Origin of the sequence: Dickeya poaceiphila, from assembly GCF_007858975.2 — a bacterium.
GTDB lineage: Bacteria > Pseudomonadota > Gammaproteobacteria > Enterobacterales > Enterobacteriaceae > Dickeya > Dickeya poaceiphila.
The window spans coordinates 474,452-490,328 of record NZ_CP042220.2 but is presented as its reverse complement, the minus strand read 5'-3'; the positions used below and the strand labels follow the sequence as shown (position 1 = coordinate 490,328).

Here is a 15,877-nt window from a genome sequence, read left to right as displayed (position 1 = left end):
TCGGTACCACCAATACTCTTCTATCCATTCTGAACTGATGAAAAGCACATATAATCTTCGCAGCATTGCCGCCACCACTCTTGTTCAGGTTGTAGAACAAGGACAATCACTTAGCCAGCTGCTGCCAGCACTCCAGCGCGATGTCAGTGAGAAAGATCGCAGCTTGTTGCAGGAGATCTGCTTCGGCGTATTGCGCGTACTACCACAGCTGGATTGGTATCTCACTCAACTGATGGTCAAACCGCTTACCGGCAAGCAGAAGGTACTGCATTATCTGTTGATGGTGGGTCTCTATCAGCTCATTCATACCCGGATTCCCCCACATGCTGCGCTGGCAGAAACAGTTAATGGCGCAGTTGCTCTGAAACGTCCCCAATTAAAGGGCTTAATTAACGGCGTATTACGCCAGTTTCAACGTCAACAGGAAGAGCTGCGGCAACGTTTACAAAATAATCCCGCACGTTATGCTCACCCCAACTGGCTGCTGCAACGGCTAAAAAAAGCCTATCCAGACCAGTGGGAACAAATTATCAGCGCAAACAACCAACATCCCCCGATGTGGTTAAGGGTTAATCGCCTTCACCATACCCGTGAAGCCTATCTGGGTTTACTACAGGGAAAAGGAATTGACGCCCATCCTCACCCGTTCTATCCGGATGCCATCAGACTGAGCCAACCTTGTGCTGTTACTTTGTTACCGGGATTTGATCAAGGTTGGGTGACGGTGCAGGATGCATCAGCACAAGGCTGTATCCACTGGTTGTCACCGCAAGATCATGAAAATATTCTCGATCTCTGTGCGGCACCCGGCGGAAAAACAACACATATACTTGAAGCAGCCCCTCATGCTCATGTACTTGCTATCGATATTGATGAACAGCGTCTGAAACGAGTCAGAGAAAATTTGCAACGCCTTGGGCTACACGCCGAGGTCAAATGCGGTGATGGCAGAACACCGGCAGAATGGTGCGAAGACCAGTACTTTGATCGCATTTTACTTGATGCGCCTTGCTCTGCTACCGGTGTGATTCGTCGCCATCCAGACATCAAATGGTTGCGCCGCGATAGTGACATTGCCGAATTGGCGTCACTACAACAGGCGATACTGGACGCTATCTGGCCCCGGCTGAAAAGCGGCGGAACGTTGATTTACGCCACCTGCTCGGTATTGCCGGAAGAAAATCACCAACAGGTTGCTGCTTTTTTGCAACGCCACTCCAACGCAATGTTGGTCGATACCGGTAACCAAGTATCACCAGGAATTCAGAAGTTTCCCGCAGCAGAAGACGGCGATGGTTTCTTCTATGCGAAGCTGGTAAAAAACGGGCGATAGTTGCTGGGTGATAATAAGTCCCAACAGAAATAGATACGGCAGAAATCACGATGAAGATAATTATTCTTGGTGCAGGTCAGGTTGGCGGAACACTGGCAGAAAATCTGTCAGGTGAAAATAATGATATTACCGTGGTGGACACCAATACTACTCGGCTACGCCAGCTTCAGGACAAATTCGATCTACGCGTGGTGACTGGCTATGCCTCCCATCCGCGTATATTGCGTGAAGCCGGAGCGGAAGATGCAGATATGTTGATCGCCGTAACTAACTCCGACGAGACCAACATGATCGCCTGTCAGGTGGCTTATTCCCTGTTCAATACGCCCAATCGTATCGCCCGAATCCGTGCCTCAGAGTATATCCGTGAATCAGAACAATTATTCCAATCTGAAGCCGTACCCGTTGATCATCTTATTTCACCGGAACAACTGGTTATCGACAATATCTATAAATTGATCGAATATCCGGGAGCATTACAGGTTGTTAATTTTGCCGAGGGAAAAGTCAGTATTGCTGCGGTGAATGCATACTACGGCGGGCCTTTGGTAGGCAATGCTATCGCAACCATGCGCGACCACATGCCCCACGTAGAAACTAGGGTTGCAGCAATTTTCCGTCATGAACGCCCCATCCGCCCACAAGGCTCAACCGTCATTGAAGCTGGTGATGAGGTGTTTTTTATTGCTGCTTCACAGCATATTCGGGCAGTGATGAGCGAGATGCAACGGCTGGAGAAGCCTTATAAACGCATCATGATTGTGGGTGGGGGGAATGTGGGTTCCGGTTTAGCCCTTAAGCTTGAAAAGGATTACAGCGTTAAACTGATAGAACGAGATCCTCTTCGTGCAACTGAATTAGCTGAGCGACTGCAACACACCATTGTTTTCCATGGTGATGCTTCTGACCAAGAGCTACTAGCTCAGGAACATGTAGAACAGATTGATGTGTTTATCGCCATCACCAACGATGATGAAGCGAATATCATGTCAGCCATGTTGGCTAAACGCATGGGGGCGAAAAAAGCGATGGTTTTGATCCAACGTCGTGCCTACGTCGATCTGGTGCAGGGAAGTGTCATTGACGTTGCCATTTCACCGCAACAGGCCACAATTTCTGCATTATTAGGACATGTTCGCAAAGCAGACATTGTCAGTGTTTCATCATTGCGGCGAGGTGTGGCCGAGGCAATTGAGGCGATTGCGCATGGCGACGAAGGCACATCAAAAGTAGTGGGCCGCATGATTGCAGATATTAAACTCCCACCGGGAACAATTATTGGAGCCATTGTGCGCGGCGACGACGTCATCATTGCCAATAACAACTTGCAGATAGAGCAGGGTGATCATGTCATCATGTTTCTTACTGACAAAAAATATATATCTGACGTTGAACGTTTATTCCAGCCCAGCCCATTCTTCCTCTAACAGCCTTTCTTCAGGGTGTGCTAATCCCGCGCCCTACATCTCCCCTTTTTGGTAATTTTTTCATCACTTGTTAAAATTTAAACACGTCTAACCGGGGGAGAGATCAATGAGCCTGATAAAAGAGTTTCGTGAATTCGCTATGCGCGGCAATGTGGTTGACCTGGCTGTAGGGGTCATTATTGGTGCCGCCTTTGGGAAAATCGTGTCGTCGTTGGTATCGGATATCATTATGCCACCGCTGGGATTACTCATCGGCGGCGTCGATTTCAAACAATTTCATTGGGTTTTACGAGAAGCGCAAGGAAACCTTGCGGCAGTCAGTATCAACTACGGCACGTTTATTCAAAATGTTTTTGATTTTATTATCGTGTCGTTCGCCATTTTTATGGCCATTAAACTGATGAACAAATTACGCCGCACTCAGCAGGAACAACTGAATACGCCACCCAAACTCACCACAGAAGAAAAATTACTTACAGAGATCAGGGACTTGATCAGGCAGCAAAAACGATAGCTATTCCAGAAACGCATAAATACTCTAACAGAACAACTGAATCGACATGTCAGAAGGCCAGTGGTAAGAGTTTGATTTTCTTACCACTGGCCTCCCAATTTTTACTCTGTGTTTTCTGGTGTTTCTCTCTGCGTCGATAGCTTCCTTTGCCTTTAGCATTTTGCTCGACACGTTGGCGAAACAAGGGGTCATGCAGCAATGCTTCAAGTGCATTATCGGTTATTCGACCTTTAGTATGACGATAGTTCGACATAAATTACCTCATTTGATAGACATAACATTGGTAAGAACACCGTATTATAAAGACAGATCAATCGTCTTTATCAGGGTGTTGGCTCTTCTCAAACCGGCTTATCATCTGGTGCCGATAAGGCATTTTTAGAAAATCCGTATTGGCGCCTGAAAGCTGTAAACGCAATTCAAGCGCTCTGAGCTGCCGGGATAACTCAACATACTCTTTTGATGCAGGCTCAGTAACGAGCAGCAAATCTGCCAGCGTCAACGCGTCCTTACGAGCTGATAACTCTGGTGGTAAAAACCCCGAATTTTTCATCAAGTGGTATGCGCTGCGCAACTCAGCAGGGACGGCACTATTATCATCTAATTGAAGCGGCTTACCGCTTCCCGATAAGTTCTCCAATTCTCCGCGCTTTTGTGCTTCGAGTATATGACGCTCAGCCCATTCATCAATAGGAAACATAGCATAACCCCACACGCGAGATTGTATTCATATGATAGTGGATTGAAAAGCGCTCGAACAGCGGCGGGGGAGGACTAAAATAAGGACGTAAAAAAACCGGGTTTCCCCGGTTTTTTTACGCTAGTGCAAATTACTCTGCAGCAGCTTCTTCTGTCTGAGAAACTGAGCGATCAACGAGCTCGATGTATGCCATCGGCGCATTGTCACCAGCACGGAAGCCACACTTCAGAATACGAGTGTAACCACCGGCACGGCTCGCGAAACGCGGGCCCAGTTCGTTAAACAGTTTAGCCACGATCTCGTTGTCACGAGTACGGGCGAATGCCAGACGACGATTAGCAACGCTGTCGGTCTTGGCAAGAGTAATCAGCGGTTCAACAACACGACGCAGCTCTTTCGCTTTAGGCAGGGTCGTCTTGATAATCTCATGACGAACCAAAGAACCAGCCATGTTACGGAACATAGCCTGGCGATGGCTGCTGTTACGGTTCAGTTGACGACCACTCTTACGATGGCGCATGACCTTATCCTTCTCAGTAAAACCTTAACCTGTGATCCGGTTACTCATCAGCAATGCTTGCCGGCGGCCAGTTTTCCAGGCGCATACCCAGTGACAGACCGCGAGAAGCCAGCACGTCTTTAATCTCAGTAAGAGATTTTTTACCCAGGTTAGGCGTTTTCAGCAATTCAACCTCGGTACGCTGTACCAGATCACCGATGTAGTGGATAGCTTCTGCCTTGAGGCAGTTAGCAGAGCGGACAGTCAATTCAAGATCGTCAACAGGGCGCAGCAGGATCGGATCGAATTCTGGTTTCTCTTCTTTCACTTCCGGCTGACGCACATCACGTAAGTCAACGAAAGCTTCCAATTGTTCAGCCAGAATGGTAGCCGCACGGCGGATCGCCTCTTCAGGATCGATCGTACCATTGGTTTCCATCTCGATAACCAGCTTGTCCAGGTCAGTACGCTGTTCAACACGCGCTGCTTCAACATTGTAAGCGATACGCTCAACAGGGCTGTAGCAAGCGTCAACTAACAGGCGACCGATCGGGCGCTCATCTTCTTCCGTATGAATACGGGCAGACGCCGGCACATAACCACGACCACGCTGAACTTTGATACGCATATTGATAGATGCGTTCTCATCGGTCAGATGGCAGATTACATGCTGTGGCTTGACGATTTCGACATCACCATCATGGGTGATGTCGGCTGCAGTCACAGGGCCAATGCCAGATTTATTCAGGGTAAGAATAACTTCATCTTTGCCTTGAACTCTCACCGCCAGCCCTTTCAGGTTGAGCAGGATTTCCAGGATATCTTCCTGTACGCCTTCTTTGGTGCTGTACTCGTGCAGTACACCATCAATCTCAACCTCGGTCACCGCGCAACCAGGCATAGATGAAAGCAGAATACGGCGCAGTGCGTTACCAAGAGTATGGCCGAAGCCCCGCTCTAACGGCTCAAGGGTCACCTTGGCGTGCGTCGAACTAACTTGCTCGATATCTACCAGGCGCGGTTTTAGAAACTCTGTCACAGAACCCTGCATTGTGTCCTCTCTTTGGTACTAAGCTTTACTTGGAGTAAAGCTCGACGATCAGGTGTTCATTAATGTCCGCAGACAGATCGGTACGTTCAGGAATACGTTTGAACACACCTTCCATCTTGGCAGCATCAACTTCCAGCCAAGTTGGCTTTTCACGCTGCTCAGCCAGCTCCAGAGCGGCCTTAACACGAGATTGCTTTTTAGCTTTCTCGCGGATGCTGACTACGTCATTCGGAGATACCTGATAAGAAGCGATGTTAACAACGCGACCATTTACCATGACAGCTTTGTGACCTACCAGCTGACGAGCTTCTGCGCGGGTAGCGCCGAATCCCATACGGTAAACAACGTTGTCCAGACGACCTTCCAGCAACTGCAACAGGTTCGCACCTGTATTGCCTTTCAGGCGAGCGGCTTCTTTGTAGTAGTTACGGAATTGACGCTCCAGAACACCATAAATACGGCGAACTTTTTGCTTCTCACGCAACTGTACACCATAGTCAGACAGACGCGGTTTACGTGCGCCGTGCTGGCCAGGAGCTTGTTCAATTTTACACTTGGAATCGATCGCACGAACACCAGACTTTAAAAACAGGTCGGTGCCTTCACGACGGCTCAGCTTGAGCTTAGGACCCAAATATCTTGCCATTTTCTTTCTCCAGCAATCCTAAAAGCGGCGTTACACGCGACGCTTTTTCGGCGGACGACAACCGTTATGAGGGATCGGAGTCACATCAGTAATATTAGTGATGCGGAAACCAGCCGCGTTCAGTGCGCGGATAGTAGACTCACGGCCCGGACCAGGTCCTTTAACCATAACTTCCAGATTCTTGATACCGTACTCTTTCACAGCTTCAGCGCAGCGCTCTGCTGCTACCTGAGCGGCGAACGGAGTGGATTTACGAGAACCACGGAAACCGGAACCACCGGCAGTTGCCCAACCCAACGCATTACCCTGACGATCAGTAATGGTAACGATGGTGTTGTTGAAAGAAGCATGGATATGAGCCACACCGTCAGAGACTTGCTTTCTTACACGCTTACGTGCACGAATAGGTGCCTTTGCCATTATTCAATCACCCCGATTATTTCTTGATCGGTTTGCGCGGACCCTTACGGGTACGGGCGTTAGTCTTGGTACGCTGACCGCGAACCGGCAGACCACGACGGTGACGCAAACCACGATAAGTACCAAGGTCCATCAGACGCTTGATGCTCAGGGTGATTTCACGACGCAGATCGCCTTCTACAACAAACTTGGCAACTTCGTCACGCAGCTTATCGATTTGCTCTTCAGACAGCTCACTGATCTTAACATCTTCAGCAATACCCGTTGCAGCACAGATAGATTTGGAACGGGTTTTACCAATGCCGTAAATAGCAGTTAATGCAATTACGGTATGTTTATGATCAGGAATGTTAATGCCTGCTATACGGGCCACTATGCACTCCTACAATTTTATAAAGCAATACCATTCTGAAAAGCCCGTTTTCAGGATACTCAAATGATATTGCAGTTACATACAAAAGATTGGCTGGCTAATCTAGCCAGCTCAATCCAACTTTGCAAGAAAAATATGCGAGATAATCAGCCTTGGCGCTGTTTATGCTTCGGTTCGGCGCTGCAGATGACGCGAACGATGCCGTTACGCTTAACAATCTTACAGTTACGACATAATTTCTTGACGGAAGCACGAACTTTCATTTTTACTCTCCGTAACTTCTCAAGCTAACCCAATCAGCGGCTATAGCCTTTCAGGTTTGCTTTCTTCAATGCAGACTCATACTGACTCGACATCAGCAAGGTTTGCACTTGAGCCATAAAGTCCATGATCACAACAACAACGATCAATAATGACGTACCACCAAAGTAGAACGGCACTTTCATTGCGTCACGCATGAACTCCGGGATGAGGCAGATAAAGGTAATATACATCGCACCGATTAGAGTCAGGCGTGTCATTACTTTATCAATGTACTTCGCCGTTTGCTCTCCCGGACGAATTCCTGGCACGAATGCACCGGACTTCTTCAGGTTATCTGCTGTTTCACGCGGGTTGAATACCAACGCGGTATAGAAGAAACAGAAGAAGATGATTGCAGATGCATAGAGTAACACATAAAGCGGTTGCCCTGGCTGCAGATACAGCGAAATAGTTGTCAGCCAGTTCCAACCAGTGCCCCCCCCAAACCAAGATGCAATGGTTGCAGGGAACAATATAATACTGGAGGCAAAGATAGCTGGGATAACCCCTGCCATATTCACTTTCAGTGGTAAATGCGTACTCTGTGCTGCATATACGCGACGTCCTTGCTGGCGTTTGGCGTAGTTGACAACGATACGACGTTGTCCACGCTCAATAAACACCACAAAAAACGTTACTGCGAATACCAACACTGCAACCAACAGCAACAGGAGGAAGTGCAGATCGCCTTGCCGCGCTTGCTCGATGGTATGGCCAATTGCAGGTGGTAAACCCGCGACAATACCAGCAAAGATTATAATCGAGATACCGTTACCGATACCGCGCTCAGTAATCTGCTCGCCTAGCCACATCAGGAACATAGTCCCGGTAACCAGACTGACAACAGCGGTGAAATAAAATGCAAAGCCCGGATTAATCACCAGACCTTGCATTCCAGGCATATTAGGCAAACCGGTAGCGATACCGATAGACTGGAATATTGCCAACACCAAGGTACCGTAACGAGTATACTGACTGATTTTACGTCGGCCAGCTTCCCCTTCTTTCTTAATTTCCGCCAGTGCTGGGTGAACCACCGTCAGCAACTGTATGATGATGGATGCCGAAATGTACGGCATAATCCCCAACGCGAAAATCGAAGCACGGCTGAGAGCACCACCAGAGAACATGTTAAACATCTCAATGATGGTGCCACGCTGTTGTTCGAGCAATTTGGCAAGCACAGTGGCATCAATACCAGGAATGGGAATAAAAGAGCCAATACGGAAAACAATCAGCGCACCGATAACAAACAAAAGTCTGCGTTTCAGTTCGCCAACTCCGCCTTTAGCACTTTGAAAATCTAATCCTGGTTGTTTAGCCATCTGCTACTTATTCCTCAATTTTGCCGCCAGCAGCTTCGATAGCAGCACGAGCGCCTTTAGTGACGCGCAGACCACGAATCGTTACCGGACGTGCAACTTCGCCAGACAGAATCACTTTCGCGAATTCAATCTGAACGCCAATGACGTTAGCAGCTTTCAGCGCATTCAGATCAACAATATCGCCTTCTACACGAGCCAGGTCAGACAGACGGATTTCCGCTGTAACCATAGCTTTGCGAGAAGTGAAGCCAAACTTCGGCAGACGACGGTACAAAGGCATCTGACCGCCTTCGAAACCACGACGTACACCACCACCAGAACGGGAGTTCTGGCCTTTGACGCCGCGACCACCAGTCTTACCGAGGCCGGAACCGATACCGCGACCTAAGCGCTTCGGCGCATGTTTAGCGCCTTCGGCCGGAGACAGAGTATTCAAACGCATCTGTTACTCCTCCACTTTAACCATATAGGAAACCGCGTTGACCATACCACGAACTGCTGGCGTATCTTCACGCTCAACGGTATGACCAATACGACGCAGACCCAGGCCAAGCAGCGTTGCCTTGTGTTTCGGCAAACGACCGATTGCACTACGGGTTTGAGTAATTTTAATAGTCTTTGCCATGGTCAATTACCCCAGAATGTCTTCAACGGATTTACCACGCTTGGCAGCGACCATTTCCGGGGACTTCATGTTGGCCAGACCATCAATAGTTGCACGAACCACGTTAATCGGGTTGGTGGAACCATAGGCTTTAGCCAATACGTTGTGAACCCCTGCAACTTCCAGAACGGCGCGCATTGCACCACCGGCGATGATACCGGTACCTTCGGAAGCTGGCTGCATGAACACACGAGACCCTGTGTGAGCACCTTTAACCGGGTGCTGCAGAGTGCCATTGTTCAGCGCGACATTCATCATATTGCGACGGGCTTTTTCCATCGCTTTCTGGATCGCTGCCGGAACTTCGCGTGCTTTACCGTAACCAAAACCTACGCGGCCATTACCATCACCCACTACAGTCAGTGCGGTGAAAGAGAAAATACGACCACCTTTAACGGTTTTAGATACGCGATTTACCGCGATCAGCTTTTCCTGCAGTTCGCCAGCTTGTTTTTCGATGTGAGCCATCTTACACCTCTACCTTAGAACTGAAGGCCAGCTTCACGGGCAGCATCTGCCAGTGCCTGGACTCGACCATGATATTGGAAACCGGAACGGTCAAAAGAAACACCTTTGATGCCTTTTTCCAGAGCGCGTTCAGCAACAGCTTTACCTACAGCTGCAGCTGCGTCTTTGTTACCGGTATACTTCAGTTGTTCAGCGATAGCTTTTTCTACAGTAGAAGCGGCTACCAGGACTTCAGAACCGTTCGGTGCGATAACCTGCGCATAAATATGACGAGGGGTACGATGTACCACCAGACGTGTCGCACCCAGTTCACGGAGTTTGCGACGTGCGCGGGTTGCACGACGGATACGAGCTGATTTCTTATCCATAGTGTTACCTTACTTCTTCTTAGCCTCTTTGATACGCACGACTTCATCGGCGTAACGGACACCTTTACCTTTATAAGGCTCAGGACGACGGTAAGCGCGCAGGTCAGCAGCTACCTGACCGATCAGCTGTTTATCAGCACCTTTCAGTACGATTTCAGTCTGAGACGGACATTCAGCGGTAATACCTGCTGGCAGCTCGTGATCGATCGGGTGAGAGAAGCCCAGAGCCAAATTCACCACATTACCTTTCACAGCCGCACGATAACCTACACCTACCAGCTGTAGCTTTTTGGTGAAGCCTTCGGTAACACCGATAACCATGCTGTTCAACAGAGCACGAGTAGTCCCGGCCTGAGCCCAGCCATCGGCAAAACCTTCACGCGGAGCGAAAGTCAGCACGTTATCAGCCTGTTTAACTTCTACAGCAGCATTGACTTTACGGGTCAGCTCGCCGTTTTTACCCTTAATCGAAATATCCTGACCGTTGAGTTTTACCTCTACGCCGGCAGGAATGACGACGGGTGCTTTTGCAACACGAGACATTCTTTCCTCCCGATTAAGCTACGTAGCAGATAATCTCGCCACCAAGACCAGCCTGGCGAGCTGCACGATCAGTCATCACACCTTTGGAGGTAGAAACAACCGCGATACCTAAACCGGCCATAACTTTTGGCAGCTCATCTTTACGTTTGTAGATGCGCAGACCAGGACGGCTTACACGCTGAATGCTCTCTACCACAGCCTTGCCCTGGAAGTATTTCAGAGAAATTTCCAGTTCTGGTTTGGTGTCGCCTTCGATTTTGTAATCTTCGATATAACCTTCTTCCTTCAGCACTTTGGCAATTGCCACTTTCAGCTTGGAGGAAGGCATGGTGACCGCAACTTTGTTCGCGGTCTGACCGTTACGGATACGGGTCAGCATATCCGCGATCGGATCTTGCATGCTCATCTGTCTTTACTCCCGTGATTCAATTGGTGACAATTACCAGCTAGCCTTTTTCAGGCCCGGAATTTCACCGCGCATGGCGGCTTCACGGACCTTAATACGGCTCAACCCGAACTTCCGCAGGAAAGCGTGCGGACGACCAGTCTGGCGGCAGCGGTTACGCTGACGGGACGGGCTGGAATCACGCGGCAGAGTCTGCAGCTTCAGAACAGCATCCCAACGATCTTCGTCGGAGGCGTTCACGTCAGAAATAATAGCCTTCAGTTCAGCGCGTTTAGCGAAGAATTTGTTAGCCAGTTTCACGCGTTTGACTTCGCGTGCTTTCATGGATTGCTTAGCCATTAGTAACCCTACCTTACTTGCGGAACGGGAAGTTAAAGGCAGCCAGCAGAGCACGGCCTTCATCATCGGTTTTCGCAGTGGTGGTAATGGTAATATCCAAACCACGAACGCGATCGACTTTGTCATAGTCGATTTCCGGGAAGATGATCTGCTCACGCACGCCCATGCTGTAGTTACCACGGCCATCGAATGACTTCGAGGACAAACCGCGGAAGTCGCGGATACGCGGCACAGCAATGGTAATCAGACGCTCAAAGAACTCCCACATGCGTTCGCCACGCAGAGTTACTTTACAGCCGATCGGATAGCCCTGACGGATTTTGAAGCCTGCAACAGATTTGCGTGCTTTGGTGATCAACGGTTTTTGACCGGAGATAGCTGTCAAATCAGCTGCCGCATTATCCAGCAGTTTTTTGTCAGCAATCGCTTCACCAACACCCATGTTCAGGGTGATCTTCTCGACCCGAGGGACTTGCATGACAGAATGGTAGTTAAACTGAGTCATCAGTTTTTTAACTACTTCGTCTTTGTAGTAATCATGCAGTTTCGCCATCGTACTACTCCAAATTACTTGATAGTTTCGCTGTTAGACTTGAAGAAACGGACTTTTTTACCGTCTTCGAATCTAAAGCCTACACGGTCCGCCTTGCCGGTTGCCGCATTGAAGATTGCAACGTTAGAAACCTGAATAGCAGCTTCTTTTTCAACGATGCCGCCTGGTTGATTCAGAGCCGGAACAGGCTTCTGATGTTTTTTAACCAGGTTGATACCTTCAACAATGACCTTGCCAGCAGACAGGACATTTTTCACTTTACCGCGCTTACCTTTATCTTTGCCGGTCAGCACGATAACTTCGTCATCACGACGGATTTTCGCTGCCATGGTTCGCTCCTTACAGTACTTCTGGTGCCAGAGAGATAATTTTCATGAACTTCTCAGAACGCAGCTCACGAGTTACCGGCCCAAAAATACGCGTACCGATCGGCTGCTCGCTGTTATTGTTCAGAAGAACACAAGCATTGCCATCGAAGCGAACGACAGAACCGTCAGGGCGACGAACACCCTTCCTGGTGCGCACCACTACCGCCTTCAGCACATCGCCTTTTTTCACCTTGCCACGAGGAATTGCTTCCTTGATGGTGATTTTGATGATGTCGCCTACGTCTGCGTAGCGACGGTGCGAGCCACCCAGAACCTTGATACACATTACGCGACGTGCACCGGAGTTATCGGCCACGTTCAGCATAGTCTGTTCTTGGATCATGTTAGTGCTCCGCTAATGTCAACTACTACTTATGGGACCTATAATAGGTCGTTAAAAAACCCCCCATAATTGAGGGCGCAGCATTATAACACTGCTTTCTCAACATGGGTAGAAAAAATAAACGGCTCAACAGATTGAGCCGTTTATCTTATTTGAGAGCGCTTACTGTATTACAGAACCGCTTTCTCTACAACGCGAACCAACGTCCAGGATTTGGTTTTGGACAGCGGACGGCATTCGCGGATTTCAACCACGTCACCAATTCCACATTCGTTGTTCTCGTCATGCACGTGCAGCTTAGTCGTGCGCTTGATGAATTTACCGTAGATCGGGTGTTTCACGAAACGCTCAATAGCAACAACAGCAGATTTCTGCATTTTGTCACTAACAACACGACCTTGCAGAGTACGGATTTTATCGGTCATTACGCACCCGCCTTCTCAGTCAGTAAAGTCTTAACGCGTGCGACATTACGACGCACTTGCTTCAACAGGTGAGTTTGTTGCAGCTGACCGCTGGCAGCCTGCATGCGCAGATTGAACTGTTCACGCAGCAGTCCGAGCAGTTCGGTATTCAGCTCTTCAACGCTCTTTTCACGCAGCTCTTTTGCTTTCATTACATCACCGTCTTAGTTACAAAGGTGGTTTTGATCGGCAGTTTCGCTGCTGCCAGTTCGAATGCCTCACGGGCTAACTCTTCCGGCACCCCGTCCATTTCGTACAGGACTTTACCTGGCTGAATCAAGGCAACCCAATACTCTACGTTACCTTTACCTTTACCCATACGCACTTCAAGCGGCTTTTCAGTAATCGGTTTGTCCGGGAATACACGGATCCAGATCTTACCTTGACGCTTAACAGCACGAGTCATAGCACGACGTGCAGCTTCGATTTGACGAGCAGTCAGGCGACCGCGGCCAACAGCTTTCAGACCGAAAGTGCCGAAGCTCACATCCGTACCGGCAGCCAGACCACGGTTGCGGCCTTTGTGCACTTTACGGAATTTTGTACGCTTTGGTTGTAACATTCAGCGACTCTCCTTACTTGCGGCCTTTACGCTGCTGCTTTTTCGGTTGAGCAGCCGGTTTTTCCGGTTGTTCAACGGCAGCCATACCACCCAGGATCTCACCTTTGAAGATCCACAATTTCACACCGATGACACCGTAAGTGGTGTGCGCTTCAGAGGTGTTGTAGTCGATGTCAGCGCGCAGCGTATGTAACGGAACGCGACCTTCGCGGTACCATTCGGTACGTGCGATTTCAGCGCCGCCCAGACGACCGCTAACTTCAACTTTGATACCTTTAGCGCCCAGACGCATGGCGTTCTGAACAGCACGCTTCATCGCGCGACGGAACATAACACGACGTTCCAGCTGAGAAGTGATGCTGTCAGCAACCAGTTTTGCGTCCAGTTCAGGCTTACGAACTTCAGCGATGTTGATCTGCGCTGGAACGCCAGCGATATCCGCTACGCCCTTACGCAGTTTTTCAACGTCTTCACCTTTCTTGCCGATAACGATACCCGGACGAGCAGTGTGAATAGTCACACGAATGCTTTTAGCCGGACGCTCGATAACGATGCGAGAAACGGAGGCTTTCTCCAGTTCCTTGTTCAGGTACTGGCGAACTTTAAAATCGCTGTCCAGGTTGTCAGCGAATTCTTTGGTATTGGCATACCAGGTAGAGTTCCAAGTTTTGACAATACCCAGGCGAATACCATTAGGATGTACTTTCTGACCCATTGCTAGTCTCCAGAGTCTCAGCGATCGGACACAACCACAGTGATGTGGCTGGTACGCTTCAGGATGCGATCCGCACGACCTTTAGCACGCGGCATAATGCGTTTCATGCTCGGGCCTTCGTCTACGAAAATTTTCGCAACTTTCAGATCGTCAATGTCAGCGCCATCGTTGTGTTCTGCGTTAGCAATGGCAGACTCCAGTACTTTTTTGACCAGACCAGCAGCTTTCTTGTTGGTATAGGTCAGAATATCCAGAGCTTGCGACACTTTCTTACCGCGGATCAGGTCAGCCACCAGGCGAACCTTCTGAGCAGAAGAACGAGCATGGCGATGTTTAGCGATAGTTTCCATCTCTTCCTCCTACCTTATTTCTTCTTGGCTTTTTTATCAGCCGCGTGGCCGCGATAAGTACGAGTTGCCGCGAATTCACCCAGCTTGTGCCCGACCATCTCGTCAGAGATGAATACCGGAACGTGCTGACGACCATTATGGACAGCGATGGTCAAACCGATCATGTTTGGAAAGATCGTTGAGCGACGGGACCAGGTGCGCAGGGGCTTCTTGTCACCGCTTTCCACCGCTTTCTCTACCTTCTTCAGCAAGTGCAGGTCGATAAATGGACCTTTCTTGAGAGAACGTGGCATGGTTTATCCTCTAAAATTATTTAGTACGGCGACGTACGATGAATTTATCAGTACGCTTGTTGCTGCGGGTCTTCTTACCTTTGGTCTGAACGCCCCACGGGGTAACCGGGTGCTTACCAAAGTTACGACCTTCACCACCACCGTGCGGGTGGTCAACCGGGTTCATCGCAGTACCGCGAACGGTCGGACGAACACCACGCCAGCGTGTAGCACCTGCTTTACCCAGAACGCGCAGCATATGCTCAGCATTGCCAACTTCGCCCAGCGTTGCGCGGCAGTCAGATTCGACTTTACGCATTTCGCCAGAACGCAGACGCAGGGTAACGTAGGCACCTTCACGAGCAACGATCTGAACGTAAGCACCGGCAGAGCGAGCCAACTGGCCGCCTTTACCTGGTTTCATTTCTACGTTGTGAACCGTTGAACCGACCGGGATGTTACGCATCGGCAGGGTGTTACCGGTTTTGATTGCAGCATCAACACCAGACTGAATCTGGTCACCTGCTTTCAGTCCTTTCGGCGCCAGGATGTAACGGCGTTCGCCGTCTTTGTACAGAACCAGCGCGATGTTCGCGGAACGGTTCGGATCGTACTCCAGACGCTCAACTACAGCCGGAATACCGTCTTTGTTGCGTTTGAAGTCAACAATACGGTACTGCTGTTTGTGACCACCACCGATGTGACGAGTGGTGATGCGACCATTGTTGTTACGGCCACCGCTTTTGCTGTTTTTTTCCAGCAACGGGGCATACGGCTTGCCCTTGTGCAGCTCAGGGTTAACCACTTTAACAACGTGGCGACGACCCGGAGATGTCGGTTTACACTTAACAACTGCCATTGTTCTTACTCC

29 protein-coding genes are annotated in these 15,877 nt (G+C 49.4%); 3 read left to right on the top strand and 26 right to left on the bottom strand.

Features of this window, described 5'->3' with window-relative positions:
- The first annotated feature begins 37 nt into the window (after nucleotides 1-37).
- The 3 genes from rsmB (at nucleotide 38) to mscL (ending at nucleotide 3,274) form a co-directional block, all read left to right on the top strand.
- Nucleotides 38-1,333: a 16S rRNA (cytosine(967)-C(5))-methyltransferase RsmB gene (rsmB, locus tag Dpoa569_RS02240; RefSeq protein ID WP_042873070.1), complete on the top strand. Its 1,296-nt coding sequence runs from the start codon at nucleotides 38-40 to the stop codon at nucleotides 1,331-1,333.
- Between the two features lie 50 nt (nucleotides 1,334-1,383).
- Nucleotides 1,384-2,760 carry a Trk system potassium transporter TrkA gene (gene trkA, locus Dpoa569_RS02235; protein WP_042873072.1) on the top strand — a complete coding sequence of 459 codons (1,377 nt, stop codon included), beginning with the start codon at nucleotides 1,384-1,386 and terminating at the stop codon, nucleotides 2,758-2,760.
- A 106-nt stretch (nucleotides 2,761-2,866) separates the two neighbouring features.
- The gene (mscL, locus tag Dpoa569_RS02230; RefSeq protein WP_042873074.1) at nucleotides 2,867-3,274 is read left to right on the top strand and encodes a large-conductance mechanosensitive channel protein MscL; all 408 of its coding nucleotides are present in this window, start codon (nucleotides 2,867-2,869) and stop codon (nucleotides 3,272-3,274) included.
- 49 nt (nucleotides 3,275-3,323) lie between these two features.
- Here the strand turns inward: mscL and Dpoa569_RS02225 are convergent, their stop codons facing one another.
- The 26 genes from Dpoa569_RS02225 to rplB form a co-directional block, all read right to left on the bottom strand.
- Nucleotides 3,324-3,527, bottom strand: coding sequence for an alternative ribosome-rescue factor A (locus Dpoa569_RS02225; RefSeq protein ID WP_042873076.1), 204 nt, complete (start codon nucleotides 3,525-3,527; stop codon nucleotides 3,324-3,326).
- Between the two features lie 57 nt (nucleotides 3,528-3,584).
- The gene (locus tag Dpoa569_RS02220; protein WP_042873078.1) at nucleotides 3,585-3,974 is read right to left on the bottom strand and encodes a DnaJ family domain-containing protein; all 390 of its coding nucleotides are present in this window, start codon (nucleotides 3,972-3,974) and stop codon (nucleotides 3,585-3,587) included.
- Between the two features lie 130 nt (nucleotides 3,975-4,104).
- On the bottom strand, nucleotides 4,105-4,494 hold the full coding sequence (gene rplQ, locus Dpoa569_RS02215) for a 50S ribosomal protein L17 (protein ID WP_042873079.1): 390 nt from the start codon (nucleotides 4,492-4,494) through the stop codon (nucleotides 4,105-4,107).
- A 40-nt stretch (nucleotides 4,495-4,534) separates the two neighbouring features.
- Nucleotides 4,535-5,524, bottom strand: coding sequence for a DNA-directed RNA polymerase subunit alpha (locus Dpoa569_RS02210; protein WP_012768121.1), 990 nt, complete (start codon nucleotides 5,522-5,524; stop codon nucleotides 4,535-4,537).
- 25 nt (nucleotides 5,525-5,549) lie between these two features.
- The gene (gene rpsD / locus Dpoa569_RS02205) at nucleotides 5,550-6,170 is read right to left on the bottom strand and encodes a 30S ribosomal protein S4 (RefSeq protein WP_012764061.1); all 621 of its coding nucleotides are present in this window, start codon (nucleotides 6,168-6,170) and stop codon (nucleotides 5,550-5,552) included.
- A gap of 30 nt (nucleotides 6,171-6,200) precedes the next feature.
- Nucleotides 6,201-6,590, bottom strand: a complete 390-nt coding sequence (gene rpsK / locus Dpoa569_RS02200; RefSeq protein WP_002919257.1) for a 30S ribosomal protein S11 — start codon at nucleotides 6,588-6,590, stop codon at nucleotides 6,201-6,203.
- A gap of 16 nt (nucleotides 6,591-6,606) precedes the next feature.
- Complete coding sequence (rpsM, locus tag Dpoa569_RS02195) at nucleotides 6,607-6,963, bottom strand: 30S ribosomal protein S13 (RefSeq protein WP_012768119.1); 357 nt, start codon at nucleotides 6,961-6,963, stop codon at nucleotides 6,607-6,609.
- A 146-nt stretch (nucleotides 6,964-7,109) separates the two neighbouring features.
- Nucleotides 7,110-7,226, bottom strand: coding sequence for a 50S ribosomal protein L36 (gene rpmJ, locus Dpoa569_RS02190; RefSeq protein ID WP_012768118.1), 117 nt, complete (start codon nucleotides 7,224-7,226; stop codon nucleotides 7,110-7,112).
- 33 nt (nucleotides 7,227-7,259) lie between these two features.
- Nucleotides 7,260-8,591 carry a preprotein translocase subunit SecY gene (gene secY, locus Dpoa569_RS02185; RefSeq protein ID WP_042873081.1) on the bottom strand — a complete coding sequence of 444 codons (1,332 nt, stop codon included), beginning with the start codon at nucleotides 8,589-8,591 and terminating at the stop codon, nucleotides 7,260-7,262.
- Between the two features lie 7 nt (nucleotides 8,592-8,598).
- Nucleotides 8,599-9,033, bottom strand: a complete 435-nt coding sequence (gene rplO, locus Dpoa569_RS02180; RefSeq protein ID WP_042873084.1) for a 50S ribosomal protein L15 — start codon at nucleotides 9,031-9,033, stop codon at nucleotides 8,599-8,601.
- A gap of 3 nt (nucleotides 9,034-9,036) precedes the next feature.
- A complete protein-coding gene (gene rpmD / locus Dpoa569_RS02175) occupies nucleotides 9,037-9,216 on the bottom strand; it encodes a 50S ribosomal protein L30 (protein WP_004846568.1) in 180 nt (59 codons plus the stop codon).
- Between the two features lie 6 nt (nucleotides 9,217-9,222).
- Nucleotides 9,223-9,723, bottom strand: a complete 501-nt coding sequence (rpsE, locus tag Dpoa569_RS02170) for a 30S ribosomal protein S5 (protein ID WP_012768115.1) — start codon at nucleotides 9,721-9,723, stop codon at nucleotides 9,223-9,225.
- Nucleotides 9,724-9,737: 14 nt separating this feature from the next.
- Nucleotides 9,738-10,091: a 50S ribosomal protein L18 gene (gene rplR, locus Dpoa569_RS02165; protein ID WP_042873087.1), complete on the bottom strand. Its 354-nt coding sequence runs from the start codon at nucleotides 10,089-10,091 to the stop codon at nucleotides 9,738-9,740.
- A 9-nt stretch (nucleotides 10,092-10,100) separates the two neighbouring features.
- Nucleotides 10,101-10,634 (bottom strand): 50S ribosomal protein L6, encoded by a 534-nt coding sequence (rplF, locus tag Dpoa569_RS02160; RefSeq protein WP_042873090.1) that lies wholly within the window; start codon nucleotides 10,632-10,634, stop codon nucleotides 10,101-10,103.
- Between the two features lie 13 nt (nucleotides 10,635-10,647).
- On the bottom strand, nucleotides 10,648-11,040 hold the full coding sequence (gene rpsH, locus Dpoa569_RS02155) for a 30S ribosomal protein S8 (protein WP_042873092.1): 393 nt from the start codon (nucleotides 11,038-11,040) through the stop codon (nucleotides 10,648-10,650).
- Between the two features lie 33 nt (nucleotides 11,041-11,073).
- On the bottom strand, nucleotides 11,074-11,379 hold the full coding sequence (rpsN, locus tag Dpoa569_RS02150) for a 30S ribosomal protein S14 (protein WP_042873095.1): 306 nt from the start codon (nucleotides 11,377-11,379) through the stop codon (nucleotides 11,074-11,076).
- Between the two features lie 13 nt (nucleotides 11,380-11,392).
- Nucleotides 11,393-11,932: a 50S ribosomal protein L5 gene (gene rplE, locus Dpoa569_RS02145; protein ID WP_042873097.1), complete on the bottom strand. Its 540-nt coding sequence runs from the start codon at nucleotides 11,930-11,932 to the stop codon at nucleotides 11,393-11,395.
- Between the two features lie 14 nt (nucleotides 11,933-11,946).
- Nucleotides 11,947-12,261 carry a 50S ribosomal protein L24 gene (gene rplX, locus Dpoa569_RS02140; protein WP_015962142.1) on the bottom strand — a complete coding sequence of 105 codons (315 nt, stop codon included), beginning with the start codon at nucleotides 12,259-12,261 and terminating at the stop codon, nucleotides 11,947-11,949.
- 10 nt (nucleotides 12,262-12,271) lie between these two features.
- Nucleotides 12,272-12,643 (bottom strand): 50S ribosomal protein L14, encoded by a 372-nt coding sequence (rplN, locus tag Dpoa569_RS02135; protein WP_042873099.1) that lies wholly within the window; start codon nucleotides 12,641-12,643, stop codon nucleotides 12,272-12,274.
- A 170-nt stretch (nucleotides 12,644-12,813) separates the two neighbouring features.
- Nucleotides 12,814-13,068, bottom strand: coding sequence for a 30S ribosomal protein S17 (rpsQ, locus tag Dpoa569_RS02130; protein WP_035344537.1), 255 nt, complete (start codon nucleotides 13,066-13,068; stop codon nucleotides 12,814-12,816).
- Nucleotides 13,068-13,259 carry a 50S ribosomal protein L29 gene (rpmC, locus tag Dpoa569_RS02125; RefSeq protein ID WP_012764048.1) on the bottom strand — a complete coding sequence of 64 codons (192 nt, stop codon included), beginning with the start codon at nucleotides 13,257-13,259 and terminating at the stop codon, nucleotides 13,068-13,070. Before rpmC ends, rpsQ begins: the two co-directional genes overlap by 1 nt.
- Nucleotides 13,259-13,669, bottom strand: coding sequence for a 50S ribosomal protein L16 (rplP, locus tag Dpoa569_RS02120; protein WP_012768106.1), 411 nt, complete (start codon nucleotides 13,667-13,669; stop codon nucleotides 13,259-13,261). The genes rpmC and rplP overlap by 1 nt, the downstream gene beginning before the upstream one ends.
- A gap of 13 nt (nucleotides 13,670-13,682) precedes the next feature.
- Complete coding sequence (gene rpsC / locus Dpoa569_RS02115) at nucleotides 13,683-14,384, bottom strand: 30S ribosomal protein S3 (RefSeq protein WP_042873103.1); 702 nt, start codon at nucleotides 14,382-14,384, stop codon at nucleotides 13,683-13,685.
- A gap of 17 nt (nucleotides 14,385-14,401) precedes the next feature.
- A complete protein-coding gene (rplV, locus tag Dpoa569_RS02110) occupies nucleotides 14,402-14,734 on the bottom strand; it encodes a 50S ribosomal protein L22 (protein WP_012764045.1) in 333 nt (110 codons plus the stop codon).
- 14 nt (nucleotides 14,735-14,748) lie between these two features.
- Nucleotides 14,749-15,027, bottom strand: coding sequence for a 30S ribosomal protein S19 (gene rpsS, locus Dpoa569_RS02105; RefSeq protein WP_042873105.1), 279 nt, complete (start codon nucleotides 15,025-15,027; stop codon nucleotides 14,749-14,751).
- A 16-nt stretch (nucleotides 15,028-15,043) separates the two neighbouring features.
- Entirely contained in the window at nucleotides 15,044-15,865 is an 822-nt protein-coding gene (gene rplB, locus Dpoa569_RS02100; protein WP_042873106.1) for a 50S ribosomal protein L2, read from the bottom strand.
- Nucleotides 15,866-15,877: the final 12 nt, after the last annotated feature.